14 protein-coding genes are annotated in these 14,147 nt (G+C 62.9%); 11 read left to right on the top strand and 3 right to left on the bottom strand.

Annotated features, from left to right (window positions below):
- Positions 1-31 precede the first annotated feature (31 nt).
- From JQ591_RS31730 to JQ591_RS31720, 3 genes are read left to right on the top strand one after another with little or no spacing between them, the layout of a single operon-like run.
- Positions 32-2,830, top strand: coding sequence for a decarboxylase (locus JQ591_RS31730; RefSeq protein ID WP_249137939.1), 2,799 nt, complete (start codon positions 32-34; stop codon positions 2,828-2,830).
- 13 nt (positions 2,831-2,843) lie between these two features.
- Entirely contained in the window at positions 2,844-4,544 is a 1,701-nt protein-coding gene (locus tag JQ591_RS31725) for an aspartate:alanine exchanger family transporter (RefSeq protein WP_211399901.1), read from the top strand.
- A gap of 32 nt (positions 4,545-4,576) precedes the next feature.
- Entirely contained in the window at positions 4,577-5,014 is a 438-nt protein-coding gene (locus JQ591_RS31720) for a hypothetical protein (RefSeq protein ID WP_211399900.1), read from the top strand.
- 192 nt (positions 5,015-5,206) lie between these two features.
- On the opposite strand, the gene JQ591_RS35780 is transcribed toward JQ591_RS31720, so the two are convergent.
- Positions 5,207-5,362 (bottom strand): hypothetical protein, encoded by a 156-nt coding sequence (locus JQ591_RS35780; protein ID WP_211399899.1) that lies wholly within the window; start codon positions 5,360-5,362, stop codon positions 5,207-5,209.
- On the opposite strand from JQ591_RS35780, the gene JQ591_RS35530 reads away from it, so the two are divergent.
- Entirely contained in the window at positions 5,312-5,644 is a 333-nt protein-coding gene (locus JQ591_RS35530) for a hypothetical protein (RefSeq protein WP_433995224.1), read from the top strand. The two genes, JQ591_RS35780 and JQ591_RS35530, sit on opposite strands and share 51 nt — an antisense overlap.
- Before the next feature lie 96 nt (positions 5,645-5,740).
- Here JQ591_RS35530 and ppk2 read toward each other — a convergent pair whose 3' ends face one another.
- Positions 5,741-6,541 (bottom strand): polyphosphate kinase 2, encoded by an 801-nt coding sequence (gene ppk2, locus JQ591_RS31710; RefSeq protein WP_211399898.1) that lies wholly within the window; start codon positions 6,539-6,541, stop codon positions 5,741-5,743.
- A gap of 34 nt (positions 6,542-6,575) precedes the next feature.
- Positions 6,576-7,028 (bottom strand): hypothetical protein, encoded by a 453-nt coding sequence (locus JQ591_RS31705; RefSeq protein ID WP_211399897.1) that lies wholly within the window; start codon positions 7,026-7,028, stop codon positions 6,576-6,578.
- A gap of 182 nt (positions 7,029-7,210) precedes the next feature.
- Between JQ591_RS31705 and JQ591_RS31700 the strand changes: the two genes are divergently transcribed.
- The 7 genes from JQ591_RS31700 (at position 7,211) to JQ591_RS31675 (ending at position 13,857) form a co-directional block, all read left to right on the top strand.
- Positions 7,211-7,621, top strand: coding sequence for a hypothetical protein (locus tag JQ591_RS31700; RefSeq protein WP_211399983.1), 411 nt, complete (start codon positions 7,211-7,213; stop codon positions 7,619-7,621).
- The gene (locus tag JQ591_RS31695) at positions 7,614-8,846 is read left to right on the top strand and encodes an HlyD family secretion protein (protein ID WP_211399896.1); all 1,233 of its coding nucleotides are present in this window, start codon (positions 7,614-7,616) and stop codon (positions 8,844-8,846) included. The genes JQ591_RS31700 and JQ591_RS31695 overlap by 8 nt, the downstream gene beginning before the upstream one ends.
- Before the next feature lie 84 nt (positions 8,847-8,930).
- A complete protein-coding gene (locus tag JQ591_RS35615; RefSeq protein ID WP_283817988.1) occupies positions 8,931-9,056 on the top strand; it encodes a hypothetical protein in 126 nt (41 codons plus the stop codon).
- A gap of 90 nt (positions 9,057-9,146) precedes the next feature.
- Positions 9,147-10,466 carry a TAXI family TRAP transporter solute-binding subunit gene (locus JQ591_RS31690; RefSeq protein WP_211399895.1) on the top strand — a complete coding sequence of 440 codons (1,320 nt, stop codon included), beginning with the start codon at positions 9,147-9,149 and terminating at the stop codon, positions 10,464-10,466.
- Between the two features lie 346 nt (positions 10,467-10,812).
- On the top strand, positions 10,813-12,495 hold the full coding sequence (locus JQ591_RS31685) for a DUF3300 domain-containing protein (RefSeq protein ID WP_211399982.1): 1,683 nt from the start codon (positions 10,813-10,815) through the stop codon (positions 12,493-12,495).
- The gene (locus JQ591_RS31680; RefSeq protein WP_211399894.1) at positions 12,492-13,409 is read left to right on the top strand and encodes a DUF2950 domain-containing protein; all 918 of its coding nucleotides are present in this window, start codon (positions 12,492-12,494) and stop codon (positions 13,407-13,409) included. The genes JQ591_RS31685 and JQ591_RS31680 overlap by 4 nt, the downstream gene beginning before the upstream one ends.
- Positions 13,393-13,857 carry a hypothetical protein gene (locus JQ591_RS31675; RefSeq protein WP_211399893.1) on the top strand — a complete coding sequence of 155 codons (465 nt, stop codon included), beginning with the start codon at positions 13,393-13,395 and terminating at the stop codon, positions 13,855-13,857. Before JQ591_RS31680 ends, JQ591_RS31675 begins: the two co-directional genes overlap by 17 nt.
- Positions 13,858-14,147 lie beyond the last annotated feature (290 nt).

Raw genomic sequence — 14,147 nt, 5'->3', positions numbered from 1 at the left:
CCTACGGCTCGATATGGATCGGGAGAAGAATATGTCCAAAGACGCCAAGTCCGCAGCCGTCAAGTCCGCAGACGTCAAGTCCGCAGACACCAAGTCCGCCCTGAAGCGTATCGACCAGTTCTTCTCCGGCCCGGGCGGACGGGCAGACGACTGGCGCGATCTGGTTGAAGCGGCAAAGCTGTGGGCACGCAGCGGGGATCGTGCGAAATACGATGCCGCGCTGGCGGAACTTGCCGTGACGGAGGAGTATCACGGGTATCCCGGGCTGCAACTGATGGGGGCCCTGCGGGAAGCGTCAGCGACCGGCGATGCCGCTGCATCTCTCGCCCTCGCAACGCGGCTGACGCAGGCCCTGACGACGAGGTCCTTCCGCCAGCATGCCGGTGACTGGAATGCGAATGATGAAAATGACGGCGATGCATCCGATCTCGTACCGCAGGTATTCGGGCAGCACACCGCCCATCGTCCCTATTTCGAAGCCCTGATTGTCACCGGCCTCTCGTCCAGCAATTGGCCCGCGCTCGCCAGCGAATGGCGGAAGCTGCGGCGCCCGGTCGATCAGTTCGTCTATGAGCCGGTTATCGTCGGTAGCCTCGAAGACGCCTTCTGCGCAACGATGCTGAATCCCAATCTCGCGGCCGTCGTCATCAACGAAGGCTTTGCGCTGCGCTCCCGGCACGAAGCGCCGGTGCTCCGAACGTTGACAGCGTCGGCCGGACTGAACGGCGAGTCCGACGCCTCGGCGCTTCGGCTTGCTCATATCATCAAGCGGATTCGTCCCGAGCTGGACCTCTATCTCATGTCGAACCGCAACGTGGAGGAGATGGCCGGCAATCCGGAGGCAAATGTCGTCCGCCGCATCTTCTATTCCATCGAAGAGCTGCTGGAGCTGCATCTCTCGATCCTCGAAGGCGTTCAGGATCGCTACGACACGCCGTTCTTCGACAATCTGAAGAAGTATGCGCAGCGTCCAATCGGGACATTCCATGCGTTGCCGATCGCGCGCGGCAAATCGGTCTTCAAGTCGGACTGGATCCGCGACATGGGCGAATTCTACGGCTTGAACCTGTTCCTGGCTGAAAGCAGCGCAACCACCGGCGGCCTCGACAGCCTGCTGGAGCCGACCGGCACCATCAAGAAGGCACAGGACAAGGCGGCGCGGGCGCTTGGCGCGGATCGCGTCTTCTTCGTGACCAACGGAACCTCGACCTCGAACAAGATGGCGGTGCAGGCACTGCTTGCGCCCGGCGACATCGCGATCGTCGATCGCAACTGCCATAAGTCGCACCATTACGGCATGGTGCTGGCCGGCGCCCAGCCGATCTACGTCGAAGCGTTTCCGATGACGGAATATTCGATGTATGGCGCTGTGCCGCTCAAGACGGTCAAGCAGGCGCTCCTGAATGCGAAGGCCGACGGCCGGCTCGACCGCGTCAAGTTGCTCGATTTGACCAACTGCACCTTCGACGGTCACATCTATAACACTCGCCGGGTGATGGAGGAATGCCTCGCCATCAAGCCCGACCTGATCTTCCTCTGGGACGAAGCCTGGTTCGGCTTTGCACGTTTTTCGCCTTTCCTGCGGCGGCGTACCGCGATGGGCGCCGCCAGCGAGATCGAGGCCTGGATGCACGACTCGAAATCGGTCGCGGCTTACGAGAAGCAGCAGGCCGAGCTCGGCAAGAACCCCTCCGACGAGGTGCTGCTCAAGACCCGGCTGATCCCTGATCCGCGCCAAATCCGCTTGCGCGTCTACCAGACCAACTCGACCCACAAGTCGATGTCGGCGATCCGGCAAGGCTCGATGCTGTCCGTCAAGGACGTGGAATTCCATACGGTCGAGCAGCAATTCAAGGAGGCCGTGTTCACGCACGCATCGACCAGCCCGAACCAGCAGCTCATTGCGAGCCTTGATGTCTCTCGGCGCCAGATGGAGCTCGAGGGCTATGGTCTGGTCGGCAATGCAATCGAGATCGCACTCGCGATCCGCAATGCCGTCAACACCAACCCGCTGATTTCGAAGTACTTCCGCATCCTCGGCGCGGACGCCATGGTGCCGGCGCAATACCGCCAGAGCGGGTTCACCGATTATCTTGCCGCCGGCACGAACTGGGCGAGCGTCCTGAAGAGCCTCGACGAGGACGAATTCTGTCTCGATCCGACCCGCATGACGCTGGTGTGCGGCACCGCCGGCTACGACGGCACGCAGTTCAAGGGCATCCTGGCTAACGACTACAACATCCAGATCAACAAGACGTCGCGCAATTCGGTGCTGTTCCAGTCGAACATCAACAACACCCGCAGCGATGTCGCGCACTTGATCCGGGTGTTGGCGGAGATCGCGGGCGAGGTCGATCGCGGCCTAGTGCAGGGCGGCGCCAACGCGAAGAAGACCTTCGAGGCGCGGGTCAAGAGCCTGATGACCGATGTGCCCGACCTGCCGAACTTCTCGCATTTCCACCAGAGTTTCCGCGGCGATGCCGGCACCAAGACCAACGAAGGCGATATCCGCAGCGGCTTCTACTCGGCCTATGACGCGGCCGGATGCGAATATCTCCGGCTCGCGGATCCCGAGATCGACCGCCGCCTCAAGGCCGGTCCCGATCTCGTATCGGCCAGTTTCGTGATCCCGTATCCGCCGGGCTTTCCGATCATGGTGCCGGGACAGGTGATCACCCAGGAAACCATCGACTTCATGCGCAAGCTCGATGTGAAGGAGATCCACGGCTACGACGCCAAGGAAGGCTTGAAGCTCGTACGCACCGAAGCCTTGGCGAAGATCGGCCGGCCCAAGCCCGGCGCTGCGCCGAAGCTCAAGGCGGCGTCTTGAAGGGGAAACGAACATGAAGGGCTTTTTCACATTCTTGGCGCAGAACCCGTATCTGCTGCTGTTCTTCGTCGTCGGGCTCGCCGTCTGGATTGGGCGAGCCAGCATCAAAGGGTATGGCCTCGGCATGGTCGCCGGCGCCATCGTGGTCGGCGCGGGCCTCTCGGTCTGGGCGTCGGTCTACGGCGTGAAGCTCGAGCTGAACAATTTCGCCAAGAGCTTGTTCTATTACTTGTTCATGTATGGCGTCGGCCTGCGCGTGGGCCCATCCTTCATCAACAGCCTGAAGGGCGATGGCCTCAAGTTCTGCATCCTGGCGCTGGTGTCCAGTGTCCTTGGTCTGGCGCTCGTCGTCATTTTTTCGAAGCTATTCGCGCTTCCGATCGGTGCAGCCGGCGGCATGCTGGCCGGGTCGCAGACCATGTCGGCCGCGATCGGCTCGGCCGAGCAGGCCATCACGTCGGGCGTCGTCAAGCTGCCTGAAGGCATGAAGCCCGAGGACGCCTCCGGCATGATCGCGCTGTCCTATGGCATCACCTATATCTGGGGCACCGTCGGCATCATCCTGATCTGCAAATACCTGCCGCGCTGGTGGGGCGTCGACGCCAAGGCGGCGGCCAGGCAGTACGAGCAGGAGTTCGGCGTCAAGGATCTCGAAGGCGGCGGCCTGACTGGCTATCGGCAGTTCGGACTGCGCGCCTACCGGCTCGACAATCCGGCCCAAGTCGGCATGACCATTGCCAAATTCCGCACGGTCAATCCGGAATACCGCATCGTCAACGTGGTGCGCCGCGGTGAAGCGCAAGGTGCCGATCCCGACCTCGTGCTGCAAAAGGGCGACGTCGTCGCGCTTGGCGGCGCAACCGAGCATCTGACCGACAAGATGGGCCTGATCGGGCCCGAGGTTGCCGATGCCAAGGCGCTCGGTATTCCCATGGACCAGGCCGACATTCTCGTCACCAACAAGGAGATGGTTGGGCGGACCTTCGAATCCTTCCGCGAAACCGCGATTGCCGGCCAGTTGCAAGTCACCAAGGTCGAGCGTGGTGGTGTGCCGCTTGCCGCCGGTCTCAAGACCGAGCTGCAGCGGATGGACATCGTTTCGGTGGTCGGCCTGAAGTCGGCTGTCAACGAACTCGGCGAGATGTGGGGACGCATCGCGCGGACCAACACCTCGACCGATCTTTTGACTCTTGCCGCCGGCATGATCATCGGTTTCCTGATCGGCATGATCGAATTTCCGGCCTTCGGCGCCAAGATCGGCCTCGGCAATGCCGGCGGACTGTTGTTGTCCGGCGTGATCGTCTCGTCCCTGGTCTCCCGGCTGCGCTTCTTCGGTAATACCCCGAACGCGGCGCGCAACGTGCTGGAGGATCTCGGGCTTGTCGTCTTCGTGTCCATCGTCGGCATCAACGCCGGCGCCGGACTGCTGGCGCAATTGACCGGCGCGGTCGCGTTGAAGATTTTCGTCGCAGGCTTCATCGCCTGCACGATTCCGCCGTTCATCGTCTGGGCGATCGGCTTCCACGTCTTCAAGATCAATCCGGCCGTGCTGATGGGCGGCGTTGCCGGCGCGCGGTCGCACTCCGGTCCGTGCCGCGAAGCCGCGGTGGAAATCCAGAGCTCCGTGCCCTGGATCGGGTTCCCGGTCGGCTACGCCGTGTCGGGCATCCTGCTCACCGTGTTCGGTTACTTCGCGATGATCCTGGCCCAATAGCTCGGCGTCACAACCAAAGGGAAAAGTAAGTCATGAGAAAAGTCGCCATCTGCGCCGCCCTAGTCGCTTCGCTTGCAAGCGTCGCCGGTTTCAGCACGCCATCGCGCGCCGAGACCGGCCAAGTTGCCGTCGTCTTCACCAAGGGCGGATTTATCGTCGGCGTTGGTGGCGGCGAAGGGGTTCTGCTGCTGCGGGGCCACAAATACCCCTTCACCGTCTCCGGCATGAGCGTCGGGTTCACGATCGGCGCCTCGACCACAAAACTGGTCGGCCGCGCTCTCAATCTGAGGGGGCCGCAGTCGATCGAAGGCTCCTACGCTGTGGGTGGCGCAGGCGGTGCCATCGCCGCGGGAGCTGGAGCCGTTCAGCTCCAAAACGGCAACGGTGTAATTCTGCAGCTTAGTGGGCCGAAAGTCGGAGCGGAGCTGTCAGCTGCTGTGGGGGGCGTGACGATAAGTTTGAAGCGGTAGGGCGGCAGTCGGGCCGCTTCGGCGGTCGCGGCGCTCATGCTTGAACGGCGGCGGCTTCTCTCATGCACCAGACCAAGGAAGCGGCCGCAAATCAGCGCCAGGTCGGGTGCCAACCGCGTTTCGCGAGGCATCGTCGAGAAAGCGGATCACGGCATCCATATCGAGGGAGGACATGCCATGCTTCGTTATCTTCTAGCTCTTGTTGCGGCCTTCGTTCTTCTCACGGCCACGCTCATTCCTGATGACGCCTATGCCCGCCGCGGCGGCGGTGGCGGCTATCGCGGCGGTGGAGGGGGCATGCGCGCTGGAGGTTTTCATGGCGGCGCCGTTCACGCCGGACGGATCCATGGCGGAGGCGGACGCCACTACGCCGGAGGTCCGCGGCCAAGCCATCCGATCGCCGGTCGTCCGGGTCGCCCCGGTTACCCCGTTGCGGGACGTCCAGGCCGGCCGATCGCTGGCTATCCCGGAGGCTATCCGCGGTATGGCTATCGAGGCGCGGCTTACGGTGCTGCTGCCGTCGGCGCGGCCGCCGCAGGAGCCTATGGATACTACAACAACTACAATAACAACGGCTGTTATCAGGACACGTACGGTAACTGGGTCTGCCCCAACCAGTATCCATACTGAGGCAAAGCGCAGCTGACGGGCTATCCAAGACCGTCAGCAGCATCGCTCCGGCGTTCAACGATAGGACCGCACCTGGAGCGCGGCCCGATCGATCGGTCAATATCGTTCGGCGACGAACTTCATGCCGCGCAGGCCTGCCTGGTCATTGTAGCGTCCCTTGTCTGAGCGCGGCGGCAGCCTGACCTTGTCCTTCTTGATCCGCTTGTGCGGGATTGCCCTCAAGATATGCGCGATGCAGTTCAGCCGCGCCCGTCTTTTGTCGTCGGACCGGATGACATACCAAGGAGCATGCTTCGTGCTCGTCCTCTTCAGCATGAGGTCACGAGCCCGCGAATAGTCGTACCAGCGGCGGTAGGATTCCAGGTCCATCGGGCTCAGCTTCCACTGTCGTACCGGGTCGTCGATACGAGCCCTGAAGCGGCGCTCCTGCTCGTCCATGCCGACCTCGAGCCAGATCTTGACCAGGATGATCCCGCCGTCGATGACGTATTTCTCCATCTGCGGGCAGAGCGTGAGGAAGCGCTCGTGCTCGGCGGGCGTACAAAAGCCCATCACATGTTCGACGCCGGCGCGGTTGTACCAACTGCGGTCGAAGATCACGATCTCGCCGCCGGCCGGAAACTGCTGCATGTAGCGTTGGAAGAAGATCTGCGTCTTTTCACGATCGGACGGTGCCGGCAGCGCCACAACGCGAAACACCCGCGGGCTGACCTTTTCGGTGATCGCCTTGATCGTGCCGCCCTTGCCGGCGGCGTCCCGGCCTTCGAACAGGACGATGACCCGAAGCCTGTTTTCCCGCACGAAGTCCTGGAGCTGGCAAAGCTCGATTTGGAGCTTCTCCAAGTGCTTCTCATAGTCCTTGCGCTTCATCCGCGCCCCGGCTTCGTCCTTTGCCATGCTCCGCCTCTCGCTACGTCCGATCCAGTCGAGTTCAATCTCCCCAGGAGATGGTCACGCCGATGTCGCCGGGCACGCCACCCGGGAAGTCGATGATCTGGTAGGCGATGCGATAGCCGCGCGGCTTGAGATGATCGGTCCAAAGCTGGAAGACCTCCTTTGGAATTCCCGTCAGTGTTTTCTCCCAACCTGCTTCCATCTGGTTGATGGCGCGGCCCTTGTCGGTGCACAGCGTATTGGGGAAGCGATAGACCTGCACTTCGGTCAGGCCGTTTCGCACCGCACGCTGGATGATCGTCGAGGCGAGCTTGATCTTCTCCTCCTCGGTCTTGCCGGACGGCTTGGTCAGGCGCTCGATCAGGGCCCGCTTCTCGGCTTCGGCCGCGGCGGCGAGTCGCGCATATTCATCTGCCTTTTCGGCCTCCTTGAGCGCCGCCTCCTTGCGGATTTGCGCTGCACTGGGGATGAGATCATCGACGCTGGGCATGGCTGACGAGCCTCCTCGCTTGCTGTTGGGGCAGAGTCAGGGCTAGGCTAGGTTTCGCACCGTCTCGACCTTTGATTCATATCAAGCAATTTTCTCACCTGTGCGGCCACGCTAGCTAACCGGCGTGCAAACCGCCTGGGTCCCTTCTGTGGAGAAGAGCGTTGAGCGAGCAACTTCATCCGATGGCCCCCCATCACCTGCCGTTCTACCTGGCGCCGGAAAGCGGCGTGGACACGCTGATGGTGGTGATGGGGATCTTCCTGATCGGCTCCGTGCTCTGGGTGGGTACGCTCTATTGGAAGCTGCACAGCCTGCCCGAGCGGATGGCGCACAAGTCACAGAAGCTGCAATTCGAGATCGTAGCTGTGCTGGGCATCATCTCGCTCTTTACGCACCAGCATATTTTCTGGGTGGCGGGCCTGCTGCTCGCGATGATCGATTTGCCCGATTTCGGCACACCGCTGCGCAGCATCGCAGGCTCGGTCGAGAGAATCGCCGATGCCGCGCCGAGCGAAGGGCGCGAGCCCGAACTACCAAGCCTGCCGCTGGCAGAAAAGCCAATCGCCAAGGGGAAGGAGCACAGCCATGTTTGAGCTCATGTTCTGCTCCCTTCTGACCATCCTGCCGGACTACCTCTACCGCCGCTACGCCCAGGGCAAGCGTTTCGGCAAGGAGATCACGTTCTTTTCCATATGGTACGAACTGCGGTGGGGCATCACCGGCTGCCTGATGCTCACGGTGTCCTTGATCACCATGATCTTCTACTTTCACCCGTCAACGACCTCGGCGGCAATGTACTTCCGGACCGTGCCAATTCTTCCCGAGGGTTCGGGGCGCGTCGCCGAGGTCAAGGTCAGCTACAGCCAGTCGGTGAAGAAAGGCGACGTCCTGTTCACGCTGGATAATTCGAAACAGAAGGCGTCTTTGGAGACGGCCACGCGCAAGATCGCCGAGGTCGACGCGGCGATGACAAGCGCGGAAAGCGACGTTGTCAAAGCCGAAGCGCAGATCCAGGAAGCCAAGGCCAGCCTTCAGCAGGCCAAGGACGAACTGGACGTCAAGACGGAGTTGCAGCGCCGCAACCCCGGTATCGTCCCGCAGCGCGATATCGAGAAATTACAGGTCGTGGTCAACCAGCGGCAGGCCGGTGTGGACGCCGCCACCGCGTCCAAGACGTCGGCAACGTTGCGGCTTTCAGCGCTCTTGCCTGCCGAAAAGGCGAGCGCCCAGGCGGCATTGGCCGAAGCGCAGGTCGATCTGGACAAGACCTTTGTTCGCGCCGGTGTCGATGGGCGGGTCGAACAGTTCCTCGTTCGGTCTGGCGATCTCGTTGCCCAGATCATGCGACCAGCCGGCGTGTTGATACCGGCGGATGCCGGCAGGGGTAGGCTGCAGGCCGGGTTTGGACAGATCGAAGCGGGGGTGATCAAGGCAGGGATGGTCGCGGAAGCGACGTGCATCTCCAAGCCGTGGGTGATCATTCCACTCATTGTCACCGATGTGCAGGATTACATCGCCGCCGGCCAGGTCCAGGCTGGCCAGGAATTGATTGAACTTCAGAATGCACGGAAGCCGGGTTCGATACTCGCCTTCCTGGAGCCGCTCTACAAGGGCGGGCTTGAAGGCGTGACGCCAGGGAGTAGCTGCATCGTCAACGCCTACACCAGCAATCACGAGGAGATCTCCGCGAAGGAGACCAGTACCGCCCGGGCGATCGGATTGCACGTCATGGACGGTGTCGGGCTGGTGCATGCGATGCTGCTACGCATCCAGGCCCTGCTGCTGCCGATCAAGACACTGGTGCTCAGCGGGCACTGATCGAGCTTGGTTCCGGCTTGATTCATATCAAGCAAGGTGATCGTGAATGGTCCCTGGGTGTCCTTGCAGCTTGAGAGGATTGATATGCGGAGACGGGTTGGGCGTCCGCTCACCCCGATAAGTTATGCCGGCGTTGCGGCGGGCGCCTATTATGCGCCGACCTGCGCGCAGGTCGTGGATGCCTATGGCCGGGTGGTGACGCGCTGCTAGACCGCGCGAGCAAGCCCTGCAAAACCGCGATTGCCTAGGGCGGAGCGCACCCGTCCGGTCCGCCAACGTCACAGCCACTGCGAGAGCAGTATGGTCTCAGCGAGAATGCCGATATGGCTTCGTATCATCGTTGTCGCCGGCGCGGTCGTGCTGGTCCTCGGGGCCGGCCTGTTCGGCTACCGCTGGTATTCCCGCCCGACGACGCTGACCATCGCGGTCGGATCCTTGGACGGGGAGGCCACACGGCTGGTCTCGGCGCTGGCGAGCCGGCTTGCTGTGGTCAACGCCCCGGTGCGCCTCAAGCTGGTGGAGACCACCAACGCGGTTGATGCGGCCAACCTGTTTGCGGCCGAGAAAGTCGATCTCGCCGTCGTCCGCGGCGATGTCGGCGATCTTTCGCAGGCACAGGCCATCGTGGTTCTCGCCCATGCCGTTGTCCTGCTGGTCGCGCCGCCGGGCTCCTCCATTACCGACATCGCCGGCCTGAAGCGCACCAGCGTCGGCGTGATCGGCGGCGAGATCAATCGCAAGGTCGTCAACGTTCTGAGCGACGAATACGGCTTGGCTCGTTCCAACGTGACGTTCCGCGATCTCCAGCCGGCGGACGCGCGGCGCGCGATCGATGCCAAGGAGGTTCGGGCGATTCTGGTCGTGGTTCCTGTCGCCGAAAAATATCTGGCTCTGTTGCGCGGCCTCTTTCTACAGACGCCGAAGACCGCGCCGATCCTCCTTCCCATAGAGGCGGCGGGGGCGATCGCGGAGAAGCAGCGCGCCTATGAAAGCTTCGATGTCCCGAAGGGCACGTTGCGCGGTTCGCCGCCCGTTCCGAGCGAGGATCTTACTACGCTGCGGGTCTCGTTCTATGTGGTCGCGCGAAAGCAGCTCAGCGCCGAGGCGGCCGGCAGCCTGGCGGATGAGCTGATGAAGGCGCGCAGGGATCTGTTGGGTGAATTGCCGATTCTCTCACAAATGACCGCGCCGAGCACTGACTCGGACGCCTTTCTCCCCGTTCATCCTGGAGCCGCCGCGTTCTACAACGGCACACAGCAGAGTTTTCTCGACAAATGGGGAAACGCCATTTTTCTCACGCCGATGATCTTCGGCGGCCTCATCTCGATACTGGCTGCGGCCTGGAAATTCCTCGGGGTGGCTGAACGCCCGAAGGAAGAGGGACTGGACTCGCTTTATGCGCTGGGTGCACGGATCCGTACGACGGAGGCGGAGACAGAATTATCCGATATTGAGGCCGAGATCGACAAGGTTCTCCAGGCGCAGCGTGCCAGAACGGCAGCGGGGGACGAAAACGCGCTTGATGTCACGACCCTGAACGTTGCGGCGCATCGCCTTCAGGGCTTGATCCACGACCGCCGGATCTTGCTGTCTGCGCAGGGCGGAAGGCTTGAGGCTTGAGCAGCGCGCCCGCGTTTGGTCTGCGCCGAGATGCCGGTCCGAAGGCAGGACCTTGATCTCGACTGAGGTGACGCCACCGGATGGCGACGGGCGACAGTGCGTTAGCGCGAAAGTTGCGCTGTAGTGCCACTGTCTGCTCGACGAGATCACTGGCGCGCTGATCGTCCCGCCTGATGTCGGCGAGAATGTCCGCGATCTCCGGCATGATCCGGCACCGTCACACATCGCAGCCGCATCGCAGCAAGGCGCCTTTCGGGCGGAGCCGCTGCGTTCCTTTGATCTCGATCAACAAAGGCTGCTGACCTTCCAGGAAGCTTGCTCCGGTGAGGCCCCAAGGGAGGATATGATGTTTCGTTGCGGCAAAGCCTTGATCGCGATGGCGCTGCTCTTGGCGATCCCGGTCGCCGCGGCCGCCCAAACGGCCGACACGCCGGCTGCCCCGGGCAGTCAGGCGCAACCGCCAGGCCAGCCACCGCCGACGGTCGAGTTGCTCAAGCCCGAGCAGCTTGAAGCACTGGTGGCGCCGATCGCGCTCTATCCCGACGAACTGCTCGCCAATGTTCTGGCGGCATCGACCTATCCTCTGGAAGTCGTGCAGGCCGATCGCTGGCTGAGAGAGAAGACCCTGAAGGGCGATGCGCTGAAGACCGAGGTCGAGAAGCAGTCCTGGGACGACAGCATCAAGGCCCTGGCCTCCACTGCCGAGGTCTTGACGATGATGAGCGACAAGCTCGACTGGACCAAGGCGCTCGGCGACGCCGTGCTAGCGCAACAGCCGGACGTGATGGATGCGGTCCAGCGCCTGCGCACCAAGGCCTATGACAACAAGAAGCTGGTCACCACCAAGCAGCAAAAGGTCAGCGTCCAGACCCAGGAAACCAAGCAGGTGATCGTGATCGAACCGGCAGTGTCTAATACGATGTATGTGCCGTATTACGAGCCGGCAGCGGTCTACGGAGCGTGGCCCTACACCGAGTATCCGCCCTATTACTTCGGCTACCCGTCCTACATCGGTGCAGGCGTCGTCGCAGCGGGTCTGGCCTTCGGCGCCGCCTGGGCCATCGGCCGCTGGGGCAATTATTGGGGCGGCGGCTGCAACTGGGGCAACCGCAACGTCTATATCAATCACCGAACCACCAACATCGGAAACGGCTGGCAGCACAATCCGGCGCATCGCCAGGGCGTACGCTACAATAACGCGAATGTTCAGCAGCGCTTCGGCAATAGCAACTTGAAGGCCGGTGCCGCCGACCGGATGGATTTCCGCGGCCGCGACGGACAGCAGGTGCTGAAGCCGGGACAGGACCGGCCGGGTGCGGGAGATCGTGCCGGCGACCGTGCTGGGGATCGAGCGGGCGATCGTGCAGGAGACCGCGCAGGAGACCGCGCAGGTGATCGAGGTGCTGACCGTCAGGGCGCGGGGGATCGCGCCAAGGCTGGTGGTGATCGTGCAAAGGGCGGCGGCGATCGCGCCGGCAAGGGTGGTGCCAAGAACGCCGGTGCCAAGAATGCTGGCGCCAAGAATGCCGGTGCCAAGGGCGGCGGCGCCAAGGCCGCGAACCGCGGTGGTGGCGGCGGCGCGTTGAACGTGTCGTCGGGCCGCTCGGCGGCAGCGGCATCGGCCCGCGGTCGTTCCAGCATGGCGAGCGCGGGGCCGCGTGGCGGCGGTGGCGGCGCGAGCTTCGCTGGCCGCGGTGGTGGGGGCGGCGGCTTCCATGGTGGCGGCGGAGGAGGCGGCCGTGGTGGTGGCGGCGGTGGACGGCGCTCCGATATCGCGCTGAAGCACGATGTCATTCTGCTCGGCCACCTCGCAAATGGCCTCGGCTATTACCGCTTCAGCTATATCGGCAGCGACAAGGCCTATGTCGGTGTCATCGCGCAGGAGGTCGAGGAGGTGATGCCGAAAGCCGTCACCCGCGGGGCCGATGGTTATCTCCGAGTCTATTACGAAAAGCTCGGTCTGAAGCTCCGCACCTACCGCGACTGGCTCGCCGGTGGCGCGATGATCCCTGCGGAGGTGACGCCATGATCGGCCTGAAGTCGCTTCATCGTGCGGCCTTGCCGGCCATCATGGCGCTGGCGCTCATGAGTTCGCCATCCCAGGCGCAGCAGTCCTATCCGACGCCGGAGGATGCGGCGGCAGCGCTCGCCGCCGCCGTCAAGAGCGGCCCGGACAGGGCCATCCTGAAAGTGCTCGGCAGCGCCGCTCAGGACATCGTCTCGTCCGGCGATGAGGTCGCCGACGTGGACATCCGGCAACGCTTCACCTCGATGTATGAGGCCAAGCATTCGATCAAGGCGGAGGGTAACAAGAAGGCGACGCTGATCCTGGGTCCGGACGACTTCCCGTTCCCGATCCCACTCGTCAACACCAGGACCGGCTGGGAGTTCGATACCGCCGAAGGCCGCATCGAAGTGCTGTATCGCCGGATCGGTCGCAACGAGCTCGATGCGATCCAGACCAGCCTCGCCTTCGTCGATGCCGAGAACGAATATGCCGACAAGGATCGCGGCGAGGGGGCCGGCGTCTACGCACAGCGCATCGTCAGCAGTGCGGGCAAGAAGGACGGGCTGTTCTGGCGCGACGACAGCGACCCGAGTCCGCTCGGCGCGTTGGCGGCGCAGGCATCAAGCGAAGGCTACAAGGCCGAGGAAGGGCCGGCGCCCTATCACGGCTACTATTTCCATATCCTGAAAGGGCAGGGATCAAATGCGCCAGGCGGCGCGCTCAACTATGTCGTCAAGGGCAAGATGATCGGTGGCTTTGCGTTGATTGCGTGGCCCGCCGAGTACGGCAATTCCGGCGTCATGACCTTTCTGGTGAACCATGCCGGCACCGTCTACCAGAAGGATTTGGGACCGCGGACCGAATTCGTCGCACCGCGCACCACGCTGTTTGATCCCGACCAGACCTGGAAGAAGGTCGATGCTGCGAGACCCTAAGCATCGGACGGCGATGTTGCGCCCGTTTCTCGTGCGTCTGGCAGTTCTTGCGCTGCTCGCATTCGTGTCGACGACGCCCTCCTTAGCTCAGGTCTCCGGCCAGGTCCGCGTCAAGATCGTGAAAGCGGGGCTGCTGGTGGGCGGCGGCGCCGGGACCGGCGTGCTGACTTATCGCGGCCGCAACTACCCGTTCCGCGTCACCGGATTGAGCTTGGGCGTTACCGCCGGCGCCAGCTTCGGTCGGCTCGAGGGCCGGGCTTCGGGCATTCGTGAGGTCCGCGACTTTGCCGGCACCTACAGTTCGGTCGGCGGTGGAGCTGCCCTGATCGGCGGTATCAATGGGGTCCAGCTGCGCAACGACAAAGGCATCACGATCGTGCTGCAGGGTCCAAAGGCTGGGCTGGAGTTCGCCGCCAATCTCAGCGAAATCATCATCTCCCTGAGGTGAGCGTGCATCTCTCCGCTCTCCAACTCCCATGGGGATTTGTTCGACGGGCTGGTCGTCTGCTTGTATTGACCGTGCTGTGGGGAATCGGAAGCTCGCATGCAGCACCGCTGACGCCGTTTCGTTACAAGGGACAGGCACAACGTCATTGCCCCGGTGATGAAGTGGTCTGGCTCGATTTCCGGGTGGGCCGGTACTATTCTCAAGGGCAAAAGCGTTACGGCTCAGGCTTTAACGGCAGCTACGTGTGCCGGAAAGAGGCCAAGTCGAGCGGCTTTAACCGATCGCTGCTC

Source organism: Bradyrhizobium canariense (assembly GCF_018130465.1).
Classification (GTDB): Bacteria; Pseudomonadota; Alphaproteobacteria; order Rhizobiales; family Xanthobacteraceae; genus Bradyrhizobium; species Bradyrhizobium canariense_C.
This window is presented reverse-complemented; position numbering and strand designations above follow the sequence as displayed.

Coding starts and splice junctions, on each gene's coding strand:
- JQ591_RS31730 (WP_249137939.1), top strand. CDS start 32: ATGTCCAAAGACGCCAAGTCCGCAGCCGTCAAGTCCGCAGACGTCAAG.
- JQ591_RS31725 (WP_211399901.1), top strand. CDS start 2,844: ATGAAGGGCTTTTTCACATTCTTGGCGCAGAACCCGTATCTGCTGCTG.
- JQ591_RS31720 (WP_211399900.1), top strand. CDS start 4,577: ATGAGAAAAGTCGCCATCTGCGCCGCCCTAGTCGCTTCGCTTGCAAGC.
- JQ591_RS35530 (WP_433995224.1), top strand. CDS start 5,312: ATGCGCGCTGGAGGTTTTCATGGCGGCGCCGTTCACGCCGGACGGATC.
- JQ591_RS35780 (WP_211399899.1), bottom strand. CDS start 5,362: ATGGATCCGTCCGGCGTGAACGGCGCCGCCATGAAAACCTCCAGCGCG.
- ppk2 (WP_211399898.1), bottom strand. CDS start 6,541: ATGGCAAAGGACGAAGCCGGGGCGCGGATGAAGCGCAAGGACTATGAG.
- JQ591_RS31705 (WP_211399897.1), bottom strand. CDS start 7,028: ATGCCCAGCGTCGATGATCTCATCCCCAGTGCAGCGCAAATCCGCAAG.
- JQ591_RS31700 (WP_211399983.1), top strand. CDS start 7,211: ATGGCCCCCCATCACCTGCCGTTCTACCTGGCGCCGGAAAGCGGCGTG.
- JQ591_RS31695 (WP_211399896.1), top strand. CDS start 7,614: ATGTTTGAGCTCATGTTCTGCTCCCTTCTGACCATCCTGCCGGACTAC.
- JQ591_RS35615 (WP_283817988.1), top strand. CDS start 8,931: ATGCGGAGACGGGTTGGGCGTCCGCTCACCCCGATAAGTTATGCCGGC.
- JQ591_RS31690 (WP_211399895.1), top strand. CDS start 9,147: ATGGTCTCAGCGAGAATGCCGATATGGCTTCGTATCATCGTTGTCGCC.
- JQ591_RS31685 (WP_211399982.1), top strand. CDS start 10,813: ATGTTTCGTTGCGGCAAAGCCTTGATCGCGATGGCGCTGCTCTTGGCG.
- JQ591_RS31680 (WP_211399894.1), top strand. CDS start 12,492: ATGATCGGCCTGAAGTCGCTTCATCGTGCGGCCTTGCCGGCCATCATG.
- JQ591_RS31675 (WP_211399893.1), top strand. CDS start 13,393: ATGCTGCGAGACCCTAAGCATCGGACGGCGATGTTGCGCCCGTTTCTC.